The organism is Oricola indica, assembly GCF_019966595.1.
Lineage (GTDB): Bacteria > Pseudomonadota > Alphaproteobacteria > Rhizobiales > Rhizobiaceae > Oricola > Oricola indica.
The window spans coordinates 1-23,668 of sequence record NZ_JAINFJ010000023.1; the positions used below are offsets into that span (position 1 = coordinate 1).

Consider the following 23,668-nt stretch of genomic DNA (forward strand, 5'->3'; position numbering starts at 1 on the left):
GGCAAAGCCCGCCTCCGAAAAGCCGAACTCACCTATTTGCGGGGCGCGAACTTGCTTGCCGAAAAGGCGGTCAACATTCGTTCGGAAGCGCGGTCGGCTTTCAAGAACTATCGCGCGCGTCATGAAATCGGACGTCACTACAGGCGCAACGTCTTACCCCTTCGCAAGAAGATCGAAGAGGAGAGCCTGCTCTCCTACAACGGCATGATCACCAATACGTTCGAACTGCTCGCCGACACGCGGGCCAAGATCAACACCCTGCTGATGTCGGTCAACGCAAAACGGGATTTCTGGTTGGCCGAAGCCGATCTCAACGCAGCAATCTACGGACCCGGTTTCGGGGGTGGCGGCGGCGGTGATACCGCATCGGCCATGGCCGATGCCGGCGACAGCCCCCACTGATTGGAAAGGACGACAGTCATGATGAACAGACGTCAAATGCTGGGCATGGGCGCTGCCGGCGCCACCCTCGTATCCGCCCAGGCTTGGGCAAAATCCTCCAACATGGGCCTGCCCGAAGCCGCCGTCATGGAGAGCGCTTCCACCCAGCCGCCGGCCAGCCCGTCGATCGGACCGGATTACAATCCCGTCGTGACCCTGAACGGCTGGACCCTTCCGTTCCGCATGAACAAAGGTGTGAAGGAATTCCATCTCGTTGCCGAGCCGGTGGAACGTGAAATGGCGGAAGGTATGACGGCCTATCTCTGGGGCTATAACGGCCAGTCACCGGGACCGACCATCGAGGCAGTGGAAGGCGATCGCGTTCGCATTTTTGTAACGAACAAGTTGCCGGAGCACACAACCATCCACTGGCACGGTCAAATCCTGCCGTCAGGCATGGACGGGGTAGGCGGTCTTTCACAGGAACATATCAAGCCGGGAAAAACCTTCGTCTATGAGTTCGAGCTGAAAAAGTCCGGCACTTTCATGTACCACCCGCACTCTGATGAGATGGTCCAGATGGCCATGGGCATGATGGGTTTTTTCGTGGTTCATCCCAAGGACCCCCAGTTCATGCGGGTGGATCGAGATTTCTGCTTCCTGCTCAACGCATTCGACATCGATCCCGGCTCCTATGTGCCGAAGATCATGACAATGACCGACTTCAATCTGTGGTGCTGGAACAGTAGGGTATTTCCGGGCATCGATCCCCTCGTGGTGGCGCAGAACGACCGTGTGCGTGTCCGGGTCGGCAACCTCACTATGACGAACCATCCGATCCACATGCATGGATATGACTTTGAAGTGACCTGCACGGATGGCGGTTGGGTACGGCCGGAAGCGCGCTGGCCGGAAGTGTCAATCGATATTCCGGTTGGAGCCATGCGGGCCTACGAATTCGATGCAGTGCATGAGGGAGACTGGGCAATTCATTGCCACAAATCTCACCACACCATGAATGCAATGGGACACGATGTGCCGACCTTCATTGGCGTGGACAAGTCGCAGGTCACAAGACAAATCCGGCGGTTGCAGCCGGAATATATGCCGATGGGAACCGCGGGCATGGCCGACATGGGCGAGATGTCCATGGAAATTCCAGAGAACACAGTCCCGATGATGACCGGGTGGGGGCCACACGGCCCTATTGAGATGGGTGGCATGTTCTCGGTTGTTAAAGTGCGCGAAGGCATTTCCGCCGGCGATTACGCCGATCCTGGTTGGTATGAAAACCCTCCGGGCACTCAGGCTTATGAGTGGACCGGAGAGCTTCCCGAATTTGCGACCAACGTGAATTCTTCGACGCAGGTGTCCCCTGTGCCGGAGGGCGTTACTGGCGGGCATGGTGCTCACCAGATGAAAAAGGGCTGAACAGATAACTCAGCCAGGTTGGAGAAGACTGAAATGAGATTGGCACTATTGGCATGCGCAATAGCGCTCAACAGCACCGCAGCCTTGGCAGGTGGCACCCATTCGGGCGGTCACGGGCAAGTTGCGATGACTGTCGGGGAAGCTGGCAAAGCAACCGAGGTGAACCGCACCATCGAAATTGCGATGGTCGAGAAAGACGATGGCTCCATGGTCTTCGAACCGGCATCGCTGTCCGTCAAGGAAGGTGAAACCATAAAGTTCGTCGTGAAAAACGCCGGAGAAATCGAACACGAATTTGTACTCGATCATCATGAAAAGATGATGGAGCACAAGGCCTTGATGGAGAAGTTCCCTGAGATGGAGCACGACGATCCAAATGCCATTCGCTTGGCCGAGAAAGGTGATGGCGAGGTCATCTGGAAATTCACGAGCGCAGGCGAGTTCGAATTCGGATGCCTTGTTCCCGGACACTACGAAGCCGGGATGAAAGGCGCGATCACGGTCGCCGCACACTGACTCTCCAATTAACAGCACACAAACGACTAAGGAACAGACCCATGAAAAAACTCGTTATCGCATTCACGGTCGCTTGCATCGCGTTGGTCGCCAATGCCGCCATGGCGACCGAATACACCAAGGGCACCGTTAAGAAGCTCGACATGAAGAGCAAGAAAATTACGATCATCCACGAGGAACTGAAGAATCTCGATATGCCAGCGATGACCATGGTTTTCTATCCAGCCGATGAAGCGATGCTCGCGAATTTGAAAGAGGGGCAATCGATTGAATTCGTCGCGGACCGTATCAATGGCAAGTTGATGGTCGTCGAGTTGAAATAATCGCATACCGCGATCGTGGGTTCGCCGGGCGCATGCGAAGCGTTCGGCGAACTGCTAAGGAAGCTGGATGGCTGGTAGAGATGTTTTCAAGAAGGCCAGGCCTGTCATCATCCTGACAAGTCGCCTGCTGGGGTTGCTGCCTCGATTCATATTCGCGGCGACATGGCCGGTGCTCGAACTTGTGCCTTGGAAGTTCGGCATCGCTCTTCGATATCTGTGGGCAAAACGTCTGGCAAAAACTTGCGGGGACAATGTGGTGTTCGAAACCGGTGTGCGTGTGACCTTTTGGGAGCAGATCGAGCTTGGCGAAAACGTTTCGATCTTCGAGACCTGCTATCTCGACGGAAAGGGTGGGATAAGGATAGGCGATGATGTCTCCATCGCTCACCAGTGTTCTCTCATCAGTTTCGATTTCGATCTTACGGCGGGTTCGGGTGCGATGAAATACTGTCCCATGCGCCGCGAGAAGATTGTTATCGGCAATGACAGCATGATCTTTTCTGGTGTTCGTATCTTCGCCGGCGCTGAACTTGCGCCTCGTACGGTCATTGGTGCCAATTCGGTCGTACGGAAAGGGAACTATGAGCCAGGACTCTATGCCGGTGCGCCGGCCGTGCTCAAAAAAGCTTTGCCAGCTCGAAGGGATCGATTGCCCGATTCAAAATCGGGTTAAATCCAGCCGAATTGACTGTCATCGGTGCTGGTTATCCGGCATTGTACGTTCGATGAGCCACGCGAAACAGAGGCTGATCGCCGCCCAGAGTGTCGCATGGACCGCGAGATTGGACGCCCGGAAGGTCCACAGGACCGTGGACGGGAAGCCTGAGGACATATCGCCGGTCGATGGCGCAAGGACGAAGGCCAAAGCCATCAATAGCGCATAGAGTACGCCACCGCGGAGCCACTTGGCTCGAGTGGTTTTTGCGCCGCGCACCATCGTAATGGCACCTGTTATGGAACCGATCGAAAACAGCATGAAAATGAAATAAAGCGCAGTGCGGGCCCCAATCGTTTCAGGATTACCGATAGCCGGCGGATTGCCGGGGTATTTTAGCATTGGCAACAGTGCGACTGATACAAATCCGAGAGATCCCAGTACCGCAATGGTTTGCCTTGGCGATTGGACAGTCAGGCGGCCTTGAGCAACAGCGAAAACGATCGAAAAGAGCCCGCCCAGTGCGGCGCCAAACAAGGCCAGCCCAATAAGCAATCCTGAACTTTTCTGTGTCGCGCGTGAAATGTCTGTATTCTGACCAACACTCGTTGCCATGTCCAAGTGATGATTGGTAGATGCTTGTTCCTCCAAAGCGATTGCAGCTTCAATTGAAGGCTCACCGGTAAGTGTTGCTACGACAAACGCAAGCACGGCTGCGAACAGACCGGCGAGCAAGCCGAGTGTAATGTAGCGTGCCATATCTCGCGCCCCTAGTGACAGGGGAAGCCTAGGAGATGTCGGGCGTCATGCACGAACTCATGCACGTTCGTGCCGTCAAAGACCGCAATGCCTCCTTGCTCGGAGCTGACAAAATAGATTGCGATCAAGGAGAGCAGCCCTGCCACGGTCGCCCATGGCAAGATATCTTTCAGCGGAATCACGGGCAGCTGAGATTGTACAGATGATGTGTGGGACATATGCTTTTTTACCTCTGGATTGCGCGTCCATTCGGATAGGGGAACAGCAATCGAGGTCTGACTTCCGCCGATGGCGGTTACAGTGGCGCGACCGTGCCGGATTCTCACCGGCTTCCACGGATCGCTGTTCAAAGTGAGTAAACGACATCGTTGAAAATCTGTAAAGCAAGAATTCTGAACCGCCGCGTGAAAACATAGCAAATGCTCCGACTGATCATGATCGCCGCGCCCCTCTCGGCTGGTGTCAGATTTTCAACATCTGGTTCCTTGAGAAAGGGCGACATTGTTCGCGCAAAGAAGCTGTCCCTCTCGCTTCCACGCTGTGCAAGTTCCTTCATGGCGCCTTCGCATTCAGCGAAGGAGCTTGCTGCGGCATTGTCCCTGACTGCGTCAACCGAGCCGGCCTTGGCCGAAGCCGATTATGGCGCATGGACCGGGAAGACCCTGGATCACATCTTGAGAGAAGACCCCAGTGGAATAGCGCGCTGGATGAGCGATCCAGAGGCGTGTCCTGGAGGGGGTACATCGCTGGCGAAGCTCTGCGATTCCGTCGGCCATTGGATGGAAAGGCTCGTGACCGGTTCATCGGGTACGATAATTGCCGTCAGTCACGTCGGACCGGCGAGGGCGGCCATTGTCAATGCAATCGGCGGCACTCCGTCTGTCGGACTTCGCATAGACGTTACTCCGCTCAAACCCGTATTGCTAACGCATGATACTAACAGATGGGCTTGGCGCTCCGCGGGCCCGGAGACCTGAACAATGCAGACCAAACCAATTCAGAGGCGGAAGACATAAGCTGTGAAGATTCAAATCTTTGCTTACGGGGTAGCGGCAAGCCTTCAAGCGACGAGCAAAATGGCCCGTCGAGGTTCTGACGGGGCTTGACTATCTACCGGTATATTAGACTCTGTACCGGCCTCTGCCGAGTTTTCTAAGCCGTCCATCCTTTACCAACTGGGCAAGGGATCGGTTCGTGGCCTCGGGCGTGAGATGGACTTGCGCAGCCAGCTCCCGGATCGTGCCGGTGTGCAATCCCTCCGTCAGGCCCGCAAATACACGCTCCTTTGCGGATGTTATTGCAACCAGCTCCAGACGTGTGCGAAGCGAAATAATCTGATGGCAAAGATGCGCAATGAAGTCCTGGGCGAAGACCTGATCCTCGCGCATAGCATTTCTTATCACAGCCAATGGCAACAGCACCAACTCAGTTTCCTCGGCCGCTTTGCAGTCGCAATGATAGTGATCGGTAAAAAGCGCAGCCTCGGCAAGGGTCTCACCTGATCGCGCTGTGTGCACGATCACCTCTTCACCGTCGCTCTTATGCCGCAGCAGGACAAGAGCGCCGGAAAGCACATAGACGAGATACCGGGTCGCATCCCCCTGATGGAATACAAGCTGACCTTTCGACACCGTCCTTTGCACAAAGGTCTCTGAGTTTAATCGGTTAAACAGGTCAATCATGATCGAAATCATATTGTGTCTGTCCGGTCGCGGCTAGCTTCCTCTCAGTTGAGAGGAGGAGCAAAATGCGTACCGATTGGAAACTTGTGGGAGCGATGCTCGTCATTCTGCCTTCGACCATCCCATCGACCGCCCAGGATGGAATGAACCATGAAGGGCATGGCATTCACCATCCGATAGGAATGGAGGACGTCGGTGGCTCAGAACTTCCCTCCGAGCCGGGACAGGGAGCATTTGCCGCATTGGCCGAGATATCGACAATGCTTCGAAGTGATCCCGAGACGAATTGGAGCAAGGTTCGTCTCGATGCCTTGCGCGATCATCTCATCGACATGGACATGCTGATCTCCGAGTCCCTGGTGGCTTACCTGCCTGTCGAAGATGGTATAAAAATAGTCATCGATCTTTCGTTGCCGGGGAACGCGGCCGCTGGGCGGATGGTGCCTGCGCATGCTCTGGTGCTAGCCGTGGAAACTGGCTGGTCTTCCCAAATCGCACTCGATGACACGCAGATCGTATGGACTGTAATTGACGCCGATGAGTTGGCGACAATCAGGGCGCTTGGGTTTTTCGGCCTGATGGCGACAGGAAACCACCATCGTGCCCATCATCTGGCCATCGCTCAGGGAAAACTTGAACACTAAGATCTTTCTGTGCTGTGTCCGTCGAACAGGTGATGCGTATGTCACTCAGAGGCTTTTGACTCGGGTTGGCGGAAGGCGCTGCGGCCGGAATTGGTGATTGTGGGACGGTCGTTGAAAGCTCAGAAGACTGATTTGCTTGCCATCCAAAGTCCCATGACAATCATCATCAGGTTTTCGGTCAGTGAGACAAGGCCGAGCGGTACGTTTGAACTGCCGCCGACGCAGGTGCATTTCAGTTCTCGCCGGTCGATGTAGACCGCCTTGAAACGGAAACCGCGCTTATCGTCCCTATGAACAGGGCGACCCTTCCTTTTCGAGCAGGTGTTTCGACTTGAGACCGTAAGGGCAAACGTGATCTCCCGTCACGATGCGGTAGAGTTTGGCTGACTTCTCCATTTCGTTCTCCGGTCTTGCCTTGTTTGGCGCCGTTTGCTGCCGCTCACGCAGGACAGTCGGAAAACCCGTCATACCCTGCGGTCAAACCTTGCCGAAGTTCGATGACGAACCTTGCATCTGCACGGAAGCGGCTATTGCCAAGTTTTGAGAGGAATGCGCTCAGTCCATCGATTTGGAACAGACCTTCCTCGCTGCCCGCCTCCAGTTTCACAAGACCACCGTCGATTTTCACGAGACCAGTGCGCACACCTTCAACATCGCCGACAGCAAAGGATGGCGGGCTCTGTGTCGTGAACCTGAACACGCAGGATGGACCGTTCGCAAAGAGTTGGGAGATATCGTCATCGGTTAGGAAGCCCGCATCCATCGTCTCGACATTGGGGGAAGCGAGAGCTTCGTCGAGACTCACGATCCGAGGCGCCGCTTCCGTCTCGCCGCTGCGGACCTCTCCGTTCTCCTCGATCTGCGAAATCATATAGCGCATCTCTGCGATTTCCTTGTCTTGCGCATAGATGATCTCATCGGCCAGCTTCCGCACCCGGACGTCATCGATCTTGGCTCGACTCGAGGTCATGATGGCGATGGAATGGTGCGGGATCATCGCACGCATGAAGCTGACGTCACCCACGGTGACCTGGCTGCGGACAAGCCAGAGTGATCCGGCGAAGACGAATGCGGCACCGACGAAGATGACCGTGTTGATCGTCTTGTTCGAATACATCGAAAGCATGAAGGCGAGCATGATAATCGCCATTGCAGCGCCCATCAGGATCGCCATGTAGGTGCGTGTCTCGCTGAAGAAGACATGGGTGATCAGGAAAGTGTTGAGATACATGAGGCCGAACATGACCAGCGTGGATGTCGCGATCATGCCGGCAAACCGCCAATAGGACATAGGGTGCCTCCGTTTCTTTCCTATACCGGGAGAACGCCCTTCCAGCGCTGGAAGGTTCCCAACGGAAAAATTTCCGCTTGACCTTCTAGTCACTGGAAGCCCTACCGTCCCATGCAGCAAGGAGATTTCCATGAGCGACACTGTTCGAGAAAGCGCGAAAGAGAACTGCTGCGGTGGCCATGGTGGCGATCACGACCATGCGGGCCACATTAGGGCGAAAACAAATGGTGGTGACCGTTCCAGCACCGTATCCGTCGATGCGCAGCCGGCTCCGGCCGATTTGAAGATTGCCGCGACCGTGCCTGTCGATGGCGCCGTGAAGGATCCTGTATGTGGAATGACAGTGACGCTTGGAAAGGGCAAGCCCTCGCTCACATACCGCGGGGACGATTACCATTTCTGCAGCCAGAAATGCCATGATCGTTTCGAGGCCGATCCGTATTTTTATCTCTCCGGCAACAAGGCGAAAAAGAAGCAGTCCGCGCCAAAGAACACGCTCTATACCTGTCCAATGGACCCCGAAATCGTCCAAGAGGGCCCTGGAACCTGTCCGATTTGCGGCATGGCGCTGGAGCCGATGGGAGGTGTGGCCGATGGGCCAAATCATGAGCTGGTCGATTTCACGCGCCGTCTATGGGTCAGTGCCGGCGCAGCCGTCCCGCTTCTTATACTCGCCATGGCGCCGATGCTCGGCTTGCCGATCCGTGAATGGCTGGGCGAAAGGCTCGCTCTCTATCTAGAGTTCGCGCTCGCTACACCCGTTGTCATATGGGCTGCGCGTCCGTTTTTCCATCGCGGTTGGACTTCCATAAAGACCTGGAACCTCAACATGTGGACGCTGATCATGATCGGCGTTGGGACAGCCTATCTTTATTCGACCATAGCAACATTTCTCCCCTGGCTGTTTCCTGCGGGCCTTCATATGGCCGGGGGTCACATGCCGGTCTACTTCGAGGCCGCTGTCGTCATCATTGCCTTGGTGTTTGTAGGACAAGTGCTCGAACTGCGCGCGCGAGAGCGCACGGGCGACGCCATCCGAGCGCTGCTTGATCTTGCTCCCAAGACGGCACGTCGGATAACCCCGGACGGTGACGAATACGACGCGCCCCTGGAGAACATAGTGGAGGGCGACCGGTTGCGGGTGCGTCCCGGCGAAGCTGTTCCCGTGGATGCCAATGTGGTCAGCGGCTCTACAAGCGTGGACGAGAGCATGCTGACCGGAGAACCTTTGCCGGTCGAAAAGCGTGAAGGTGACACGGTAACGGGCGGCACGTTGAACAAGAACGGATCGCTGGTCATAGAGGCCGCGAAAGTGGGTGACGAAACTATGCTCGCACGCATCGTCGCCATGGTTTCATCCGCCCAGAGGTCGCGCGCACCCATACAAGGTTTGGCCGACCGGGTTTCCTCCTACTTTGTACCGACGGTCGTAATCGTTGCGCTGCTCGCTTTCCTCATCTGGATCGTGTTCGGACCGGATCCCGCTTTCGTGTTTGCGATCGTGTCTGCGGTATCGGTATTGATTATCGCCTGCCCATGCGCGTTAGGTCTTGCTACGCCTATGTCGATCATGACGGCAACGGGACGCGGAGCCCAGGCCGGTGTCCTGGTCAAGGATGCTGAAGCGCTCGAGCGCATGGCGAAAGTTGACACGATCGTCGTGGACAAGACGGGAACATTGACCGAAGGCAAGCCGCGGCTCACCGACGTGATCACTGTCGAGGCGTTCGATGAGCGCGAACTGCTCGGTTTGCTCCGGGGGCTTGAGGCCGGTTCGGAACACCCGCTGGCCGAGGCGATTGTCGACGGCATCGCAGAACGCGGAATCGAGGCCAATCCTGTGACCGAATTCAGCGCGGTAACGGGGAAGGGCGTCCAGGGGCAATCGGGCAAAAGGACCATCGCTTTCGGCAATGCAGCTATGATGGACCTGTCCAGCGTTGACCACCAAGCGCTTGATGGCACTGCCGACGAACTTCGGTCTGAAGGCAAGACGGCCATGTTCGCTGCAATCGATGGACAGCTGGCCGGCCTGATCGCAGTGTCCGATCCGATCAAAGCCGACACAAAAGCGGCGATCGATGCGCTTCATGAAGCGGGCCTGACCATCATCATGGCGACCGGTGACAACGAACGGACCGCAAGAGCTGTGGCGGATAAACTCGGCATCGACCAGGTGCGGGCAGGCGTTTTACCGGAGGACAAGAAGGCTCTGGTTGATGAACTCCATCGAAATGGCCGCAAGGTGGCAATGGCGGGTGATGGCGTCAACGATGCGCCGGCGCTGGCTTCGGCCGAAGTCGGGATTGCGATGGGGACGGGCGCCGACGTTGCCGTCGAAAGCGCCGGCATCACCCTGTTGAAAGGCGATCTGGGTGGTATCGTCCGCGCGCGCAAGCTTTCACAGGCGACGTTGCGGAATATCAAGCAGAACCTGTTCTTCGCCTTTGCCTATAATGCTGCGGGTGTACCGGTTGCTGCCGGCATCCTTTATCCCGTTACCGGTACTTTGCTCTCCCCGATGATCGCGGCGGCAGCCATGAGCCTGTCTTCGGTTTCGGTGATTTCAAATGCATTGAGGCTGCGCCGTGTCGATCTCGATGCTTGACCTTCCACTTACTGGAACGTGTAGCTGTACCGGATGACGGAATTGCCACGATCGGAATCGATATGCCTGTTGACCATGCAAACCTTGAGGTCGTGACGGCATTCGGAACCGTGTCGCAGACACGTGGACAGTGGAGAAGCGTGGAGCGCCACACACAGGAGTTTTCGACAACGAGAATGAGGTGGCGAAGGGAGACAAGAAAATGAATATCGGGGAGGTGGCACAGGCGACCGGACTGCCTGCCAAGACCATCCGCTACTACGAGGATATCAGCCTTGTAACGCCCGCAAGGGCACGCAATGGCTATCGCGACTACGCGGACGCGGATGTTCACCGTCTGGCCTTCATCCAGCGCGCGCGCAGTCTCGGTTTTTCCATCGATGAATGTCGGCAGCTTCTCTCACTCTATAACGACAAGGATCGCGAAAGCGCGGACGTCAAAGAGCTTGCTCTGGGAAAAATCGAAGAGGTGAATCGAAAGATTGACGAGCTTCGCGCGTTGCGCGCGACATTGGAAACACTTGCCGATCATTGTCATGGTGATTCGAGACCCGACTGTCCCATTTTGGAGGAAATTGCCGGGGGTCTTTCGCAATGAATCCAAAATATTTTGTGTTGGCGTTTTTCGCCTTCGGGCTCGCCGTCTTTGCCTACAACTCCTTCGCGCCACGACCGCAGGATCCGCACACGATACAAACAACATCCGGTAAAGCAGGTGCACCTCTTGCCAACGTCGATGTGCCGGAACTTTCGGGTCTCGTGGCTGAAGGAAGGAGCGCGTTCGAAGCGAACTGCGCGTCATGCCACGGCGTCAATGCGGCGGGGCAGGACGGAATAGCTCCGCCCCTCGTTCACAGGATCTATGAGCCGAACCACCATGGCGATGCCGCTTTTCAGCTTGCGGCAAAAAACGGAGTGCGCGCCCATCACTGGCGTTTTGGGAACATGCCGCCGGTACCGGGTGTCAGCGAACAAGACGTTGACAAGATTATCGCCTACGTCCGAGCCTTGCAAAAGGCGAACGGAATTTTCTGATGAGGGGATATGACATCGAGGGCAAGATTGTGTGGATGAAATGGCTGGTTACTGCACTGGCCGTCTTCATGCTTGTCCTTGCCGGCGGCAGGTTCACGCATTTTGATATGCTGCCGCATGAACACGCCGGGCCGATCCAAGCCGTTCTCGCCGACGGCTCACATGATCACACGGAGCGGACTTCGCAAAACCAGTCGGACGGGACGCGCGCAATGCATTGTGGTGCGCCTATACTTTTGCCGGTCGAGTCCGTCGAAATCAAGAGCCGCTGCCGCACGGAATTGCATGGACCGGCAGGTGTCACGAACTATGCGGGCATCACGCCCGGTTTCGACCCGCCACCTCCGCGGATCCTCTTCTGACGAAACAGCCAGCATTCCTGGCCATCGAAGAGATCATTCAGGAGAGAAATCGTGAGAACAAGAATTGCCGCTGCCGCGGCAGCATTCATCATCCTTGCAGGTGGCGTCGCGGCTTATGCCCATGGCGGCGCTACCGGAATATACAAGCAGCGCATGGATGCCATGATGGACATGAGCAAGGTCGTCAAATCCCTTTCGGCGATGATGCGCGGCGAGGTCGATTACGATGCAGCGTCGGTGCAGGCGGGGGCGCTGATCATCAAATCCCACGCCGGCAAAGCCATGACCTCGCTGTTTCCGGAAGGAACGACCGAGGCACCTTCCGAAGCCCGGGCAGAAATCTGGACTGACTGGGAGGTCTTTGAAGCACTGGCCAGTCAGTTGGAAACCTATGCAACCGGGCTGGAAAGCGCCGCTGACAACGGTCTTGCCATGTCTGGCGACGCGCAAGGCTCAATGATGGACAACAACAACTCCATGATGACGGGCAACCAGAACGGCATGATGGGTGGCGGATCGGGTATGATGGGTACTACACAACCGATGATGACCAACGAGCAATTGGCAACCATGCCCGCCGACAGCGTCTTCAACATGGTGGCCCAGACGTGTTCTTCCTGCCATACCAAATTCCGGCTGGAGAAGAAGTAACACATGAAAACGTTGCTCCTCCTGGGAGCCGCTGCGCTGGCATTGGCCGGCGTGGCGGTTACCGGCCTATATTGGTGGCCTATCGGGAAAACCGTCTCCTTGAACGCAGAACTGGGTAACGCGAACCGTGGTGCCTATCTGGCGCGCATGGCCGGGTGCATAGCCTGCCACACAGATGCCGAGAACGGCGGCGCTCCGCTTGCTGGCGGCCTGGCATTGCCGACCCAGTTCGGCACCTTCCACTCGCCCAACCTCACGACAGACACGACCTACGGGATAGGTGCGTGGTCGGTTGAAGACTTCGCCAAGGCGGTCCGGCAGGGCGTTTCCCGGGAAGGCAAGCCTTACTATCCGGCATTTCCCTACCCGTTTTATTCCCGCCTGACAGACCAGGACATCGCCGATCTCTGGGCGGCTTTCCAGACTGTCCCGCCGGTGGAGGAGCCATCAAAACCACAGGAGATGGCGGTCCCCTTCAACTTCCGCGAGGGTCTGAAGCTTTGGCGCGCCGCATTCCTGGAAAACAAGACATTCGAACCTGATCCGGCGAGATCGGATGCATGGAACCGCGGCAAATATATCGTTGAAGGGCCGGCGCATTGCGGTGCCTGCCACACGCCACGGAACTTCGCGGGTGCCCGACAGGCGGAATTGCGCCTGCATGGATCAGACAGTCTGCCCGATGGCGGTAAGTCCCCTTCGATCAGGGCGGATGTGCTGAAGGAAAAGGGCTGGACTGTGTCCAATCTGGCTTATGCGCTGAAAACAGGCATCCAACCGGACGGCGACGCTTTTGGTGGTTCGATGGGGGAAGTGGTGCGTGACGGAACTTCCTTTCTCAGTCAGGACGATCTGACGGCAATCGCAACCTTTCTGCTGGAGCGGGAGAATGATTGACAGACGCAATTTCCTGGCGGGAACCGGGGTGCTCGTGTCAGCAGGCGTCCTGCCCGGTCTTGCTGTGGCAAAGGCGGGTGCGCAGGAGTTTGATCTGATCGCCGGACCGGTCCAGCGAGCACTTTACGAGCAGCAGCTCTCAGATCTCTGGGCCTATAACGACATTGTACCCGGTCCTGAAATCCGGGCCCGAAAGGGCGAGCGGATACGCGTCAACTTTCGCAACAATCTTGAGGAGCCCACATCCATCCACTGGCACGGGATCCGCATCGAAAATGCGATGGATGGGGTGTCCGGCTTGACCCAGGAACCCGTGCAGCCCGGAGACAGTTTTGTCTATGAATTCGAGCTTCCGGATGCCGGTACATATTGGTATCACGCGCACAACAAGAGCTGGAATCAGGTCGGGCGCGGCTTGTATGGCCCGTTGATCGTGGAGGAGCGAGCCTCAACCTTTGATCGCGACCATGACATCACCCTCATCATTGATGACTGGCGCCTGCGCCAGCCTGGCGTTCTGGACACGGACAGCTTCGGCTCCTTGATGGATTGGAGCCACGGAGGGCGTCTCGGTAACTGGCTCCTTGTGAATGGCAAGCCACGTCCGGTCTTGAAGCTGCGCAGTGGCGACGCCTATCGCCTTAGACTGATCAACGCCTCGAACGCACGTGTTCTGGAACTCGATCCCAATCGGTTCGGCGGAAAGGTAATTGCCTATGACGGACAGGCGCTGCCGGAATCCGTCGTTCTGCCTTATTCTCCGCATCTTCTCGGACCAGCGCAACGGGTCGACCTTATGGTTGTTCCGGACGCTGATTTTACGATCGAAGAGATTTCGGGCGATCAGCCATTCTCCCTGGTCGACGGGATCGTCGACGGGATATCGCGTACAGCGCAGTCGACGCCTTCAATTCCGGTAAACCTGATACCGGAGCCCGATGTGACGGGCGCCCGGAAAGTGAAGGTCGTTATGGAAGGTGGCGCCATGGGCGGCTTTGTGGACATCACCTACAAGGGCAAGCGCCTTGAAGGCGAAGATTTCCGTAAAACGGGCCAGTCCTGGGCATTCAACGGCATAGCAAACCTGGCGGAGGCTCCGCTTTTCACGGTCCGGCGCGGCGAAACGGTTCTGCTGGAAACGATAAATCAGACAGGCTGGGTACACGCCATGCATGTCCATGGTCATCACTTCCGTGTTCTCAGCCGATCCGGAGCCGACGTCGATGACGGTAAGCCCTGGCGCGACACATTCCTGATTGGACCTGAGCAGACGACGGAGGTTGCCTTCGTCGCTGACAATCCCGGCAAGTGGCTGTATCATTGCCACATGCTGGAACACGCGGCGGCAGGCATGACCACATGGTTCGAAGTCAGCTGAGACGATTGTAGAAAATTTACGGAACCGGCGTTACGTTACTGAAATGCGCAGACTTTTGCCATCGTTGATGATACTGGTTCTGGTCCTCGGGGCCATGATGCCGGCTGTGATCCAATCGCATGCCGACATGACATCAACGAAAGTAACCGGTCAGGTTCATGAGGTTCTGGCCGCTGACAAGACGGCCGCGATGAAGTGCTGTCAAAAGTCGAAAAGCGGCTTGGATAACCGCCAAGGCAATTGTGCGGCCGATTGCCATTATCTTCCCGAATTCACACCACTGCAAAATTCGCCTGTCTTGGCGTCGGTTGAAATCCAGGAGCAGTCCGAGACGCTTCTGGAAGTGATATATGTCCATATCAGGCCTCCCATCTCTATCTGATCTTACTTCGCCCGCCGTCAATGGCGTTCATCGAGTAATTGGATTTGAGAGGGAAACCATGCTTTCAAAACGTAGCTTCATGCTTGGCGCTTTGTCGTCTGCATTCCTGCCTGCCTCGTTGGCACAGGCACACAAACGCGTCTTCAAACTTGATCCGCGGTTCGAACCGCAGACTGTTCGATTCTCCGGTTACAGTCCCGGCACGGTCGTGGTCGATCCAGGCAACCACTTTCTCTACCTGCAAACAAGCCGGACAACAGCAAGGCGATATGGGGTCGGCGTCGGCCGAGCCGGTCTGGCTTTTCGGGGCTCGGCCACCGTCGGTCGGAAGGCAAAGTGGCCAAGTTGGACCCCGACCAAGAACATGATCAGGCGTGAGCCGGGCAAATACGCCAGATATGCAAAAGGCGTTCCCGGCGGACCCGGAAACCCGCTTGGTTCACGCGCGCTGTATTTGTACCGCAGTGGCCGTGACACGATGTATCGGATTCACGGCACCACCCAGCCATCTTCGATCGGGCGCTCCGTTTCGAACGGCTGCATCCGGATGATCAATGCGCATGTCGAGGACCTGTATGAAAGGGTTCCGGTGGGCGCAAAGGTGGTCGTGCTGTGATGGCTCAGGACCCGCAAAAACTATCGCCCTATGCACTTTCCTCCGGGGTGCCGAGAATTCGAGCACATGACGTCACGGGCGTTCCCGAACCGCGGAAATTCGGCACCTGGATCATGATCGCATGCTGCATTCCAATGGTCGGCGGAGCCGGATTGCTGCTTTGGGGCATGGGCGCTGGCGCAGGTTGGGCTGAACGCCTCGGCGCATTGGCGCCAATCGGCTTTTGTCTTGGGGCACACCTCGTCATGCACAAGATCATGGGCCGGACCTGTCACGGCCATCAAACACACAAAGGACAAGACCAGAAATGAAAACACTGATCAAAATCGCGGCCGCATCATGGTTGGCCGGCAACCTGCTGATCCTGCATGCACATGCAGGCGAAACCGATGACAAGCATATCACCGTCTTCAAGACACCCTGGTGCGGGTGCTGTCAGGTCTGGGTCGATGCAGTCGAAAAAGCTGGCTACACCGTCGAAACAATGGACATGGAAGACCTCTCCTCGATCAAGACGCAGGCAGGCGTGCCGGCAAAACTTGAAGCCTGTCATACGGCCGCCATCGGAGGCGATCGCAAATACGTTCTCGAGGGACACGTCCCGCTTGCAGCGATCAGCAAGCTCATGACTGAACAACCGGATATTCGCGGCATTTCTACGCCGGGTATGCCGATGGGCTCTTTGGGCATGGGAGAAGATCCGAAGGCGAAATACGACGTCCTCGCCTTCACCGGCAAAACCGGAGAGACGCCGACCCTGTATTACCAGGCCGGCAAGCAATGAATCGCAGGCAACTCCTGGGTGGGGCAGGCAGCCTGTCGTTGCTTGCCCTTTCCGGCTGTACAACCACCACACCCGAACAGGCGCTCGAGCCGCAACCGGCACCGAGAATCCCAGGCACGTATGCAACCATGTATGGGCCGATGCCCGGAGAGCGTTTTCCGATACCGGCCGTCGATCTGAACAAGGTCCCGGAGAGGTTCTGGCGTCGTCAGGTCGACTATTCGGGGCCTCATGCGGTCGGCACCCTGATTGTCGACACGCAGACGTTTTACCTTCATTTGATCCAGGAGGGCGGCAAGGCGATGCGGTATGGCGTAGGACTCGGCAGGGCGGGATTTTCGTGGTCGGGCCGCGGGGTCATCCAGTGGAAGCAGGCTTGGCCAAAATGGACTCCGCCCGAGGAAATGATCGCGCGGGAGCCGGACCTCGAAAAATGGAGCGCACGCAATGGCGGCATGCCACCGGGGCTCGATAATCCGCTGGGAGCGAGAGCGCTCTACATTTTTCAGGACGGAGAGGACACACTGTACCGGATTCACGGTTCGCCGGAATACTGGACCATCGGCAGGGCTGTCTCCAGCGGATGTGTTCGATTGATGAACCAGGACATTATCGATCTCTACAGCCGTGTCCCCAGCGGGTCTTCCCTGGTGGTCGTTTAGGTGAAGCCATGTCGATGAGACGATTGAAGATAATTTCCCTTGCCATTCTGGCATTACTTGCGATCGGCGTCGTCGCCATGATTGGGGTCGGCCGAGGTAATGGGGAAAGCGCGGCTCTCCTCAGGCCGGATGACCAGGAAAAAGTGGCGCTCGGCCAACAGGTCTACACTGCCAACTGTGCGTCCTGTCACGGAGCGGAATTGCAGGGCCAGGCAGAGGATTGGCGTTCCCCGGGACCCGACGGCTTGATGCCGGCTCCGCCGCACGATGAAACAGGACACACTTGGCATCATCCCGACGAGTTGCTCTTCAAGATCACCAAACTTGGGGTCGCCGAAGCGGCCAATCTGAACGATTACACATCCGCGATGCCCGCTTACGAGGGCATTCTGTCGGATGGGGAGATCGTCGCCGTCTTGTCTTACATCAAGAGCACCTGGCCCGATGAAATCCGCGCCGGCCATGACGAGATGAACAAGCGCTACGCCTTGGAACCGCGGGACACGAAATGAACGCAGGTTGGGCAGAAAATGTTGAAGGGAGACGCCAATGACAACACGGCGCGGACTGCTTGCAGGAGGTGTAGCTTTGGCCGCTGGCGCCGCCGCCTACGGCGTTTTAGGCGCACGGCCGTCCGTGAACCTTGCCAGGGCAACCGGCTTCCCTCGCCTTCAAATGCCGCCATTGCTCGATACCTCCGAATCGGGGCGTTTCGACGTGACCGCACAGTCCGGCACGACCAGTTTCATCGGTGGCAGGGCGACACCGACAATCGGATTCAACCAGCCTTATCTCGGGCCGGTTGTTCGCGTTCAAAAGGGGCCGTTGCAGCCGAAAGTCGCCAACGCCCTGTCATGGCCTGTCAGTTCCCACTGGCATGGACTGCTCGTACCTGGCGAACACGATGGCGGTCCGCATTTGCCGATCGGCCCAGGTTCCAACTGGAAGCCTGATATGCAGATCGACCAGCCGCCTTGCACGGCCTTCTTTCACACACACATACACGGGCGAACGGCACAGGATGTCTATGCCGGGTTGGCCGGAGTGATCCACATCGTTGATGGCCACGATGCGGAGCGTGGATTGCCAGAAACCTATGGCACGGACGATCTCACACTGGTCATTCAGGATCGCAGATTTGCCGGTGACGGGCGGCTGGCCTATGCGAATTCGATGATGGACATCATGCATGGCATGACCGGAGACACGATCCTGGTCAACGGCCAGATTGGAACGGCGGCGCATGTACCGAAGGGAATTGTCAGGCTGCGGATTGTTAACGCTTCCAATGCCCGCATTTATTCGTTGCGCCTGAGCGACTCCCGCCCGATGCATCTCATCGCGACCGATGGCGGGTATCTTGCCCGGCCGATCGCACTCGAAACGCTGCGAATGGGTCCCGGTGAGCGTGCTGAGATCCTGGTCGATTTCACGAGCGGGCATGACGTTTCTCTCGTGAGTGACGGTGATCCCAAACAGGGAATGGGCGGCATGATGGGCCGCGCCCGGGGAATGCTCGATGGTTTGACGGGCGCGCGGCGTTTCGAGGTCCTGCCAATCCTTGTCGATGAACGCCTCCCGGTCGCGGTTGACAAAATCCCCGATAGGATAGGAGGCAAGGCGCCCTCACTTGCGGATTTTGAAATTGCCAAAACCAGGCGCTTCTCGCTCGACATGGGCATGGGAGGAGGCATGATGGGAGGAGGCATGATGGGCGGGTTTGCCATCAACGGAGATCCGTTCGAGATGGCCGTCGTCAACCAACGCGTGCGTCTTGGCGACACCGAGAAATGGATCGTCAGCACAACCATGCTGGCCCATCCTTTCCACGTCCATGGCGTGTCGTTTCAGGTCGTCCGCGAAAACGGTCGTGATCCGCTGCCCGAAAGCAGTGGGTGGAAGGATACTGTCGTCATTGATGGCGAAACCGAATTGCTGATGCGCTTCACGCAGCCCGCAGGCGATCGAACGCCCTTCATGTATCACTGCCACATTCTCGAGCATGAGGATGGTGGCATGATGGGGCAGTTTACTGTGACCTAGCTCCGAACTGACCTGAGAGGAGGTAAAACCGATGTCAGAAAACCATGCCGGTCATATGTCATCAAGCGGCCGGGCGCTCTCGATTTCTGCGTGGCTGACGGGCGTCTATTTTATCGTGGAGCTCGGCATTGGATTGTGGACCGGCTCGGTCGCAGTCATCTCCGACGCCTTTCATACATTCTCCGCGGTCGGAGGCGTTCTGGTTGCAATCATCGCCGCCCGCATCGCGAAAAGGCCGGCGGACGAACAAAAGTCCTTCGGCTGGTTGCGCGCCGAAATCATCGGCGCGCTCGTGAATGGCGCATTTCTTCTGATCATGGCCTTGGTTGTGATTGTCATGGGACTGATGCGGCTCGGAAACCCGATCGATCTCCCCACCGGTCCGATGCTGATTGCAGCGGCGGGAGGCCTCGTTACGGAGTTCATTTCGCTGTATCTTTTGTACCGGCAACAGGGCAGTGATTTGAATGTACGGGGTGCCTATTGGCACATCATACAGACATTCGTCGGCAGTCTAATAATCATTGTCGCTGCACTGGTGATCCGATTTACCGGCTTCCTCGCAATTGATCCCTTGTTGGGGATTATCTTCGGGTTTGTGCTTCTGTGGGCCAGCTGGGGGATACTGCGCGACGCCATTCATCTTCTCATGGAGGGAACGCCTGATGAGATTTCGCTTGCCGAAGCCAAGGCCGCTCTCGCGGTAATTCCGGGTGTGAAGAATGTTCATCACGTCCACGCCTGGGCACTTACAAGCGGCAAATATGTGTTCTCGGCACATGTCATGGTGGATAAACGCGCCGAAATTGATTCGGACGAGGTCTTGACGATTGCACAAGGAAAGCTGGTGGATGAGTTCGGATTTTTCTTTACTACAATCCAGGTGGAGACCCGATGTCATGACGAGGAACGAGCGCGCACAATCGATGCGCTCGTTGATCGGTCGATGGCGACGTGAATGCGATCACTTCATCAGATATTTGACCAGGGCCGCAATCGCCAACACAACGAGGATGCCGATCAGCAGCATCCCGATGCCACCAAATCCCATCATGCCGCTTCCCAGACTGTTGTCCATCATTGCTCGGTTTCCTTGACCTTGATTCCGGCGATCTGTCTTCGCGTGATCCACAAGACAACTGTTGGAACGACCAGCCACTGCAACAGAGGGCTCAGACCTGTTCCAAACGGTGGCACCAGAGGCATCAGCCCCGAATAGGTCCAGCGCAGTGAGACCTGCGTGTAGTAATACTCGAAACCGACTGTCAGGCCGATCCCGATGCCGAGATACATCAGATACTGCCGAGCGGCAGGACGGAGAAACCACTGACGCGTCCGCGCTGCCAGGCTTGTGAGACCGAAAGCAACAAGGGCAAAGCCGACATCACCGAATGTCGCTGACATGCAAAGCTTGATGCCGTCCCAATGGTTCATCTCGATCATCCCGGCATAGGTGGGTGCCTGGACGAACTCCCATACGAAATGGAGAAGAAAAGAGAATACGACGATGTTGAATTCGGGCTGGTACGTGATTGCGCGCATGGAAAGACCCTGGCTTTGGTTTTGCGGAAAAGCCTAAACGCTCCGGTGGGTGGAAGGTCAAATCGCGCTGATTTGCGGCGCGATCGGCCCTATTCGTTCACCAACTTCGCCAATCTCCATAATTGTGTGCAGGGTTGTCTGTTCGCTTCCCGCGGTCCCACGCCTGCATTGTATCCGGCGACCAGGAGAAACGCCCGGGCCGAGTTCGTTGACGTCATTCACCCTTTGTCGACTGACTTTTTACCAAAATCGGCGAAGATCGTGAACGACCTTGCCCCTTTGGAAAGATTCGATTTTGCGATGCGCGTCTTGCCGATCCGTTGCTGGAGATATGCACAAACGGGCTCAAAGTCCTCTATCGCCAGCATCCTCCAAGGCGCTCCGAAAGATTTCTCAACATTTTTCGAGATGGCGCCATAGCTGAATGTTGTTGCACGCGACCTGTCGGCGCTGGCGAACTGGTTATACCTGCTGATCAGGTACTGGACATACCGACTGGCCTCCTGATCGGCGCCGATCGTTCCAGCTGCCGGTTGGATATGTACCGCTTTGCGTGTCGTTCTCACATTGACGGTGTGGGCCTGAACCGCTCCAGGACTGTCGACAATGACATTGCCGCTGTCATTGTTAACGGTGGCGCGCCTTAGGTCGCCGAGCAGGATCTTTGCGAAGAAGGCGTCTGTCGCCTGTTCGGGCCTACCCATTTCCTTTTCCCGAATTTTCTTGAGTTCTTCCAACGCCTCTGCCGAAAATGCCTCTGGTTGCGAGTCGACAATTCGGTGGTGACGTCGGCACAGCAGGATCAGGTTGTCGAATCCGTGGCGATCTTCCTCGGTTTGGGTGCTGTCAAATCGAGGTCCGCCTGCTTTCTGCGCATGAATGTGACAGATCTCGCCGGTGATCGTGCCGGCGCTTTCCACGATGGGAAGGGAACAACCTGGAAACGCACAAAGATTGCCCGATAGGGCGAGCAGCCTCTTAATTGTTTTTTCTGTCGGCCCCAAAAGCGCACACTCCTGTTGTCCTAGATCTCTGCCGCTTCGGACAAGCCTTGCCGACCGGCTCGCTTGAGTTTGTTCCATGCTAGTCCGGAATCCTGATCTTACTCGGTCGACGCGTGATGCAAAACTCTGTTCGGATCTATCCAATCCGGCGCCCTCATCATTTGGCGACTTGATGGCACGCGTCTTCGGCAAGCGGGAATGGGGCTAAACCTCGGTCAGCATCAGGTCCGCGTCGCAGGACCCATCTCGTGAAACCGACCTGGTCGGTGTCCCGCGCGTTTGTTGGCGCTTGCCGCTTGACCTTTCCTGCGCTGGAAGGCGTAGGCTTTGATATGGCAAGGAGGTGATGCGCATGAGATCAGAGACAGAGCAGATGGAACGGGACATTCTTCGTGTCTATCGTAGAGCTCGCGGGCAGGAACGTCCGGATATTGCCGAATTCATGTTGGCTGCGCTGGAAAAGCTCGATCGAGAACGGGAAGGTTTCCCGCTGACGGAGCGGCCCCTGATGGAAGCCTATCGGGACATCGCCAGTCGCCCTGGCGAACCGAGATGTGCGGCGCAGCGACTTTCCACCTCGAAGTCCGAGCCGCACAGTTAGAAACGCCCGTGTGGTCGGTCATCGGAGGCCATTGGCGAGGAGCCAAATATACACGGTTGCAGATCGCCGTTCACTGGTCTGTGGTTCTGTTGCTGATCGGGCAATGGTATACCTCCGACGCCATACCCCGGACGCATAATCCGCTTCTGCCTCCGTCCGAATCCGACCTGTTCCAGCATGCTCTCCACAATTATGCCGGGCTGCTGATCGGTGCGTTGGTGCTGTTGAGGATCGGGCTTCGAATGTTCCCGCCACAATCGCTGCTGCCGCGACTGACGAACTGGCGGGACCGCGCCTCGCAGGCAGTCCATTGGGCGCTGTATTTCTCTCTTCTCGGACGGGTTGCTGCCGGGTTTGTAACTTCCTATCTCTGGGCGCCTGCCGCGCGCTTTCATGTACTCTTCTGGAATGTCACCTTGATCCTGGTGGGGCTCCACATCGCCGCAGCCGCTTATCACGCGCTTCGGGGAGACGGTGTGGTCTGGCGCATGATCCCGAGCACCCTATTCAAGTCCGACGACGAACACGGCGTCTGCCCCGCCGACGAAGTCGAAGACGCGGAGATCGTCATCCTCTTCGAATACGACCCTATACCGGCAGCCACTCGGTCCGCAGATATGTCATCTCTCAATTTGCTCTGCACTGCTATTGGGACGAGATCCTCACCCCAGTGAACAAACTGACGTCATCGACTTCTCTGTCGCAACAGCCACTTGCTCCGTGCTTTGACGGGGTCAAAATGTTGTGAAGACGGCCGCTCATTCCAGCCCGAATCCAGCGACAACGCGCAAGAGAAAAGGTTCGCCATCGCTAATCCATCGAACGTGCGCGACCGTATACGCTCCAGTACTACAAGCATCCGGAAACGACTGCATACGCCAGGGAACAAGTTCGTGGCCATGCCGACGAGCGGCAGCTAACGCGCCACGCCCACAAGAAAGGAGCCGGTGTCCATGAATTACATGCCGAGCCGCCTTTCGAGAATAAGGTAGGGGAGACCAAAGGACTGATTGGGTGTTCCGGGACGGTGGCGATCTTCGATCACGATATCAGCGGTGTGCCTGCTAAGGTCTAGGTACTCCATGAAATCTCCACTGCGCTGAATGGCCAAAACACGGTGGGCTCATCAGCTCTTGACTTCGCAACAAGACATAAAACTGGCTGCACGATTTTTTCAAATTGGGTATCTAGCTTTAAATTAACGTAGCGCGTCAAGAAAATCGCCGCTGGAGCGTGCTGTTGACCGCTTCAATCGCGACGACCAAGCCTATGACGGCAAGTGTGACGCTCGCAGCCTTGTCGTATTGGAACGAACGCACATACGTCTGGATATAGAAGCCGACCCCGCCCGCACCGACGATGCCTAGGATCAGCGACTCGCGCAGGTTTAGTTCGAATCGGAAGATGGTGTCGCGGGCGAC

Annotated in this window: 30 protein-coding genes, 2 pseudogenes and 1 riboswitch; of the genes and pseudogenes, 23 read left to right on the forward strand and 9 right to left on the reverse strand. The window is 56.9% G+C overall.

What is annotated here, in order from left to right; translation table 11 throughout:
• The 5 genes and pseudogenes from LC343_RS24015 to LC343_RS24035 all read left to right on the forward strand — a co-directional run.
• A pseudogene (locus tag LC343_RS24015) lies at window positions 1-402 on the forward strand (TolC family protein); the annotation flags it as partial.
• 18 nt (window positions 403-420) lie between these two features.
• On the forward strand, window positions 421-1,812 hold the full coding sequence (locus LC343_RS24020) for a multicopper oxidase family protein (protein WP_223479690.1): 1,392 nt from the start codon (window positions 421-423) through the stop codon (window positions 1,810-1,812).
• A gap of 33 nt (window positions 1,813-1,845) precedes the next feature.
• Window positions 1,846-2,328 (forward strand): cupredoxin domain-containing protein, encoded by a 483-nt coding sequence (locus LC343_RS24025; RefSeq protein WP_223479691.1) that lies wholly within the window; start codon window positions 1,846-1,848, stop codon window positions 2,326-2,328.
• A 41-nt stretch (window positions 2,329-2,369) separates the two neighbouring features.
• Window positions 2,370-2,651 (forward strand): copper-binding protein, encoded by a 282-nt coding sequence (locus tag LC343_RS24030; RefSeq protein ID WP_223479692.1) that lies wholly within the window; start codon window positions 2,370-2,372, stop codon window positions 2,649-2,651.
• Between the two features lie 67 nt (window positions 2,652-2,718).
• Window positions 2,719-3,324 carry an acyltransferase gene (locus LC343_RS24035; protein WP_223479693.1) on the forward strand — a complete coding sequence of 202 codons (606 nt, stop codon included), beginning with the start codon at window positions 2,719-2,721 and terminating at the stop codon, window positions 3,322-3,324.
• An 18-nt stretch (window positions 3,325-3,342) separates the two neighbouring features.
• Here LC343_RS24035 and LC343_RS24040 read toward each other — a convergent pair whose 3' ends face one another.
• Both LC343_RS24040 and LC343_RS24045 read right to left on the reverse strand, forming a co-directional pair.
• Window positions 3,343-4,065 (reverse strand): CbtA family protein, encoded by a 723-nt coding sequence (locus tag LC343_RS24040; RefSeq protein ID WP_223479694.1) that lies wholly within the window; start codon window positions 4,063-4,065, stop codon window positions 3,343-3,345.
• An 11-nt stretch (window positions 4,066-4,076) separates the two neighbouring features.
• Window positions 4,077-4,283 carry a CbtB domain-containing protein gene (locus tag LC343_RS24045; protein WP_223479695.1) on the reverse strand — a complete coding sequence of 69 codons (207 nt, stop codon included), beginning with the start codon at window positions 4,281-4,283 and terminating at the stop codon, window positions 4,077-4,079.
• 28 nt (window positions 4,284-4,311) lie between these two features.
• Window positions 4,312-4,426, reverse strand: a riboswitch (adenosylcobalamin (AdoCbl) riboswitch).
• A gap of 193 nt (window positions 4,427-4,619) precedes the next feature.
• Here LC343_RS24045 and LC343_RS25410 point away from each other — a divergent pair.
• Entirely contained in the window at window positions 4,620-5,042 is a 423-nt protein-coding gene (locus tag LC343_RS25410) for a histidine phosphatase family protein (protein WP_223479714.1), read from the forward strand.
• A 144-nt stretch (window positions 5,043-5,186) separates the two neighbouring features.
• Here the strand turns inward: LC343_RS25410 and LC343_RS24055 are convergent, their stop codons facing one another.
• Entirely contained in the window at window positions 5,187-5,759 is a 573-nt protein-coding gene (locus LC343_RS24055; RefSeq protein WP_223479696.1) for a Crp/Fnr family transcriptional regulator, read from the reverse strand.
• Between the two features lie 53 nt (window positions 5,760-5,812).
• Between LC343_RS24055 and LC343_RS24060 the strand changes: the two genes are divergently transcribed.
• Complete coding sequence (locus tag LC343_RS24060) at window positions 5,813-6,391, forward strand: hypothetical protein (protein ID WP_223479697.1); 579 nt, start codon at window positions 5,813-5,815, stop codon at window positions 6,389-6,391.
• A 119-nt stretch (window positions 6,392-6,510) separates the two neighbouring features.
• On the opposite strand, the pseudogene LC343_RS24065 reads toward LC343_RS24060, so the two are convergent.
• Window positions 6,511-6,695: pseudogene (locus tag LC343_RS24065) on the reverse strand (glutaredoxin); the annotation flags it as partial.
• A gap of 135 nt (window positions 6,696-6,830) precedes the next feature.
• Window positions 6,831-7,682, reverse strand: a complete 852-nt coding sequence (locus LC343_RS24070; RefSeq protein ID WP_223479698.1) for a DUF6692 family protein — start codon at window positions 7,680-7,682, stop codon at window positions 6,831-6,833.
• A 130-nt stretch (window positions 7,683-7,812) separates the two neighbouring features.
• Between LC343_RS24070 and LC343_RS24075 the strand changes: the two genes are divergently transcribed.
• The 7 genes from LC343_RS24075 (at window position 7,813) to LC343_RS24105 (ending at window position 14,613) form a co-directional block, all read left to right on the forward strand.
• Window positions 7,813-10,290: a heavy metal translocating P-type ATPase gene (locus LC343_RS24075; protein ID WP_223479699.1), complete on the forward strand. Its 2,478-nt coding sequence runs from the start codon at window positions 7,813-7,815 to the stop codon at window positions 10,288-10,290.
• 202 nt (window positions 10,291-10,492) lie between these two features.
• Window positions 10,493-10,888, forward strand: a complete 396-nt coding sequence (cueR, locus tag LC343_RS24080) for a Cu(I)-responsive transcriptional regulator (protein ID WP_223479700.1) — start codon at window positions 10,493-10,495, stop codon at window positions 10,886-10,888.
• Complete coding sequence (locus LC343_RS24085) at window positions 10,885-11,325, forward strand: c-type cytochrome (RefSeq protein ID WP_223479701.1); 441 nt, start codon at window positions 10,885-10,887, stop codon at window positions 11,323-11,325. The genes cueR and LC343_RS24085 overlap by 4 nt, the downstream gene beginning before the upstream one ends.
• A complete protein-coding gene (locus LC343_RS24090) occupies window positions 11,325-11,687 on the forward strand; it encodes a hypothetical protein (protein WP_223479702.1) in 363 nt (120 codons plus the stop codon). Before LC343_RS24085 ends, LC343_RS24090 begins: the two co-directional genes overlap by 1 nt.
• A gap of 51 nt (window positions 11,688-11,738) precedes the next feature.
• Window positions 11,739-12,338 carry a c-type cytochrome gene (locus LC343_RS24095; RefSeq protein ID WP_223479703.1) on the forward strand — a complete coding sequence of 200 codons (600 nt, stop codon included), beginning with the start codon at window positions 11,739-11,741 and terminating at the stop codon, window positions 12,336-12,338.
• A 51-nt stretch (window positions 12,339-12,389) separates the two neighbouring features.
• Window positions 12,390-13,235: a cytochrome c gene (locus LC343_RS24100; protein ID WP_223479715.1), complete on the forward strand. Its 846-nt coding sequence runs from the start codon at window positions 12,390-12,392 to the stop codon at window positions 13,233-13,235.
• Window positions 13,228-14,613, forward strand: a complete 1,386-nt coding sequence (locus LC343_RS24105) for a multicopper oxidase family protein (protein WP_223479704.1) — start codon at window positions 13,228-13,230, stop codon at window positions 14,611-14,613. Before LC343_RS24100 ends, LC343_RS24105 begins: the two co-directional genes overlap by 8 nt.
• A 133-nt stretch (window positions 14,614-14,746) precedes the next feature.
• Here LC343_RS24105 and LC343_RS24110 read toward each other — a convergent pair whose 3' ends face one another.
• Window positions 14,747-14,971, reverse strand: coding sequence for a hypothetical protein (locus LC343_RS24110; protein ID WP_223479705.1), 225 nt, complete (start codon window positions 14,969-14,971; stop codon window positions 14,747-14,749).
• A 103-nt stretch (window positions 14,972-15,074) separates the two neighbouring features.
• On the opposite strand from LC343_RS24110, the gene LC343_RS24115 reads away from it, so the two are divergent.
• The 7 genes from LC343_RS24115 (at window position 15,075) to LC343_RS24145 (ending at window position 20,058) form a co-directional block, all read left to right on the forward strand.
• A complete protein-coding gene (locus tag LC343_RS24115; RefSeq protein WP_223479716.1) occupies window positions 15,075-15,611 on the forward strand; it encodes a L,D-transpeptidase in 537 nt (178 codons plus the stop codon).
• Window positions 15,611-15,922, forward strand: a complete 312-nt coding sequence (locus LC343_RS24120) for a hypothetical protein (RefSeq protein WP_223479706.1) — start codon at window positions 15,611-15,613, stop codon at window positions 15,920-15,922. Before LC343_RS24115 ends, LC343_RS24120 begins: the two co-directional genes overlap by 1 nt.
• A 32-nt stretch (window positions 15,923-15,954) precedes the next feature.
• Entirely contained in the window at window positions 15,955-16,395 is a 441-nt protein-coding gene (locus LC343_RS24125; RefSeq protein WP_338018611.1) for a DUF411 domain-containing protein, read from the forward strand.
• A complete protein-coding gene (locus tag LC343_RS24130; RefSeq protein WP_025030064.1) occupies window positions 16,392-17,057 on the forward strand; it encodes a L,D-transpeptidase in 666 nt (221 codons plus the stop codon). Before LC343_RS24125 ends, LC343_RS24130 begins: the two co-directional genes overlap by 4 nt.
• A gap of 8 nt (window positions 17,058-17,065) precedes the next feature.
• The gene (locus LC343_RS24135; RefSeq protein ID WP_223479708.1) at window positions 17,066-17,569 is read left to right on the forward strand and encodes a cytochrome c; all 504 of its coding nucleotides are present in this window, start codon (window positions 17,066-17,068) and stop codon (window positions 17,567-17,569) included.
• A gap of 163 nt (window positions 17,570-17,732) precedes the next feature.
• Entirely contained in the window at window positions 17,733-19,100 is a 1,368-nt protein-coding gene (locus LC343_RS24140; protein ID WP_223479717.1) for a multicopper oxidase family protein, read from the forward strand.
• A 31-nt stretch (window positions 19,101-19,131) separates the two neighbouring features.
• Window positions 19,132-20,058: a cation diffusion facilitator family transporter gene (locus tag LC343_RS24145; protein WP_223479709.1), complete on the forward strand. Its 927-nt coding sequence runs from the start codon at window positions 19,132-19,134 to the stop codon at window positions 20,056-20,058.
• A 119-nt stretch (window positions 20,059-20,177) separates the two neighbouring features.
• On the opposite strand, the gene LC343_RS24150 is transcribed toward LC343_RS24145, so the two are convergent.
• On the reverse strand, window positions 20,178-20,642 hold the full coding sequence (locus tag LC343_RS24150) for a hypothetical protein (protein WP_223479710.1): 465 nt from the start codon (window positions 20,640-20,642) through the stop codon (window positions 20,178-20,180).
• 218 nt (window positions 20,643-20,860) lie between these two features.
• Window positions 20,861-21,724, reverse strand: a complete 864-nt coding sequence (locus LC343_RS24155) for an HNH endonuclease signature motif containing protein (protein WP_223479711.1) — start codon at window positions 21,722-21,724, stop codon at window positions 20,861-20,863.
• Window positions 21,725-21,998: 274 nt separating this feature from the next.
• Between LC343_RS24155 and LC343_RS24160 the strand changes: the two genes are divergently transcribed.
• Window positions 21,999-22,247 carry a hypothetical protein gene (locus LC343_RS24160; protein ID WP_223479712.1) on the forward strand — a complete coding sequence of 83 codons (249 nt, stop codon included), beginning with the start codon at window positions 21,999-22,001 and terminating at the stop codon, window positions 22,245-22,247.
• A 56-nt stretch (window positions 22,248-22,303) separates the two neighbouring features.
• Window positions 22,304-22,921 carry a cytochrome b gene (locus LC343_RS24165; protein ID WP_238484464.1) on the forward strand — a complete coding sequence of 206 codons (618 nt, stop codon included), beginning with the start codon at window positions 22,304-22,306 and terminating at the stop codon, window positions 22,919-22,921.
• A gap of 537 nt (window positions 22,922-23,458) precedes the next feature.
• Here LC343_RS24165 and LC343_RS24170 read toward each other — a convergent pair.
• A partial coding sequence (locus LC343_RS24170) for a PhnE/PtxC family ABC transporter permease (protein ID WP_428982672.1) occupies window positions 23,459-23,668 on the reverse strand: 210 nt, incomplete at its 5' end.

Excerpts from the sequence above, each read along its gene's own strand:
- LC343_RS24115 (WP_223479716.1), top strand. The coding sequence starts at position 15,075 with ATGCTTGGCGCTTTGTCGTCTGCATTCCTGCCTGCCTCGTTGGCACAG.
- LC343_RS24020 (WP_223479690.1), top strand. The coding sequence starts at position 421 with ATGATGAACAGACGTCAAATGCTGGGCATGGGCGCTGCCGGCGCCACC.
- LC343_RS24150 (WP_223479710.1), bottom strand. The coding sequence starts at position 20,642 with ATGCGCGCAATCACGTACCAGCCCGAATTCAACATCGTCGTATTCTCT.
- LC343_RS24030 (WP_223479692.1), top strand. The coding sequence starts at position 2,370 with ATGAAAAAACTCGTTATCGCATTCACGGTCGCTTGCATCGCGTTGGTC.
- LC343_RS24060 (WP_223479697.1), top strand. The coding sequence starts at position 5,813 with ATGCGTACCGATTGGAAACTTGTGGGAGCGATGCTCGTCATTCTGCCT.
- LC343_RS24075 (WP_223479699.1), top strand. The coding sequence starts at position 7,813 with ATGAGCGACACTGTTCGAGAAAGCGCGAAAGAGAACTGCTGCGGTGGC.
- LC343_RS24110 (WP_223479705.1), bottom strand. The coding sequence starts at position 14,971 with ATGGACATATATCACTTCCAGAAGCGTCTCGGACTGCTCCTGGATTTC.
- LC343_RS24090 (WP_223479702.1), top strand. The coding sequence starts at position 11,325 with ATGAGGGGATATGACATCGAGGGCAAGATTGTGTGGATGAAATGGCTG.
- LC343_RS24055 (WP_223479696.1), bottom strand. The coding sequence starts at position 5,759 with ATGATTTCGATCATGATTGACCTGTTTAACCGATTAAACTCAGAGACC.
- LC343_RS24135 (WP_223479708.1), top strand. The coding sequence starts at position 17,066 with ATGTCGATGAGACGATTGAAGATAATTTCCCTTGCCATTCTGGCATTA.
- LC343_RS24130 (WP_025030064.1), top strand. The coding sequence starts at position 16,392 with ATGAATCGCAGGCAACTCCTGGGTGGGGCAGGCAGCCTGTCGTTGCTT.
- LC343_RS24160 (WP_223479712.1), top strand. The coding sequence starts at position 21,999 with ATGAGATCAGAGACAGAGCAGATGGAACGGGACATTCTTCGTGTCTAT.
- LC343_RS24035 (WP_223479693.1), top strand. The coding sequence starts at position 2,719 with ATGGCTGGTAGAGATGTTTTCAAGAAGGCCAGGCCTGTCATCATCCTG.
- LC343_RS24155 (WP_223479711.1), bottom strand. The coding sequence starts at position 21,724 with ATGGAACAAACTCAAGCGAGCCGGTCGGCAAGGCTTGTCCGAAGCGGC.
- LC343_RS24105 (WP_223479704.1), top strand. The coding sequence starts at position 13,228 with ATGATTGACAGACGCAATTTCCTGGCGGGAACCGGGGTGCTCGTGTCA.
- cueR (WP_223479700.1), top strand. The coding sequence starts at position 10,493 with ATGAATATCGGGGAGGTGGCACAGGCGACCGGACTGCCTGCCAAGACC.
- LC343_RS24070 (WP_223479698.1), bottom strand. The coding sequence starts at position 7,682 with ATGTCCTATTGGCGGTTTGCCGGCATGATCGCGACATCCACGCTGGTC.
- LC343_RS24085 (WP_223479701.1), top strand. The coding sequence starts at position 10,885 with ATGAATCCAAAATATTTTGTGTTGGCGTTTTTCGCCTTCGGGCTCGCC.
- LC343_RS25410 (WP_223479714.1), top strand. The coding sequence starts at position 4,620 with ATGGCGCCTTCGCATTCAGCGAAGGAGCTTGCTGCGGCATTGTCCCTG.
- LC343_RS24045 (WP_223479695.1), bottom strand. The coding sequence starts at position 4,283 with ATGTCCCACACATCATCTGTACAATCTCAGCTGCCCGTGATTCCGCTG.
- LC343_RS24145 (WP_223479709.1), top strand. The coding sequence starts at position 19,132 with ATGTCAGAAAACCATGCCGGTCATATGTCATCAAGCGGCCGGGCGCTC.
- LC343_RS24040 (WP_223479694.1), bottom strand. The coding sequence starts at position 4,065 with ATGGCACGCTACATTACACTCGGCTTGCTCGCCGGTCTGTTCGCAGCC.
- LC343_RS24120 (WP_223479706.1), top strand. The coding sequence starts at position 15,611 with ATGGCTCAGGACCCGCAAAAACTATCGCCCTATGCACTTTCCTCCGGG.
- LC343_RS24025 (WP_223479691.1), top strand. The coding sequence starts at position 1,846 with ATGAGATTGGCACTATTGGCATGCGCAATAGCGCTCAACAGCACCGCA.
- LC343_RS24140 (WP_223479717.1), top strand. The coding sequence starts at position 17,733 with ATGCCGCCATTGCTCGATACCTCCGAATCGGGGCGTTTCGACGTGACC.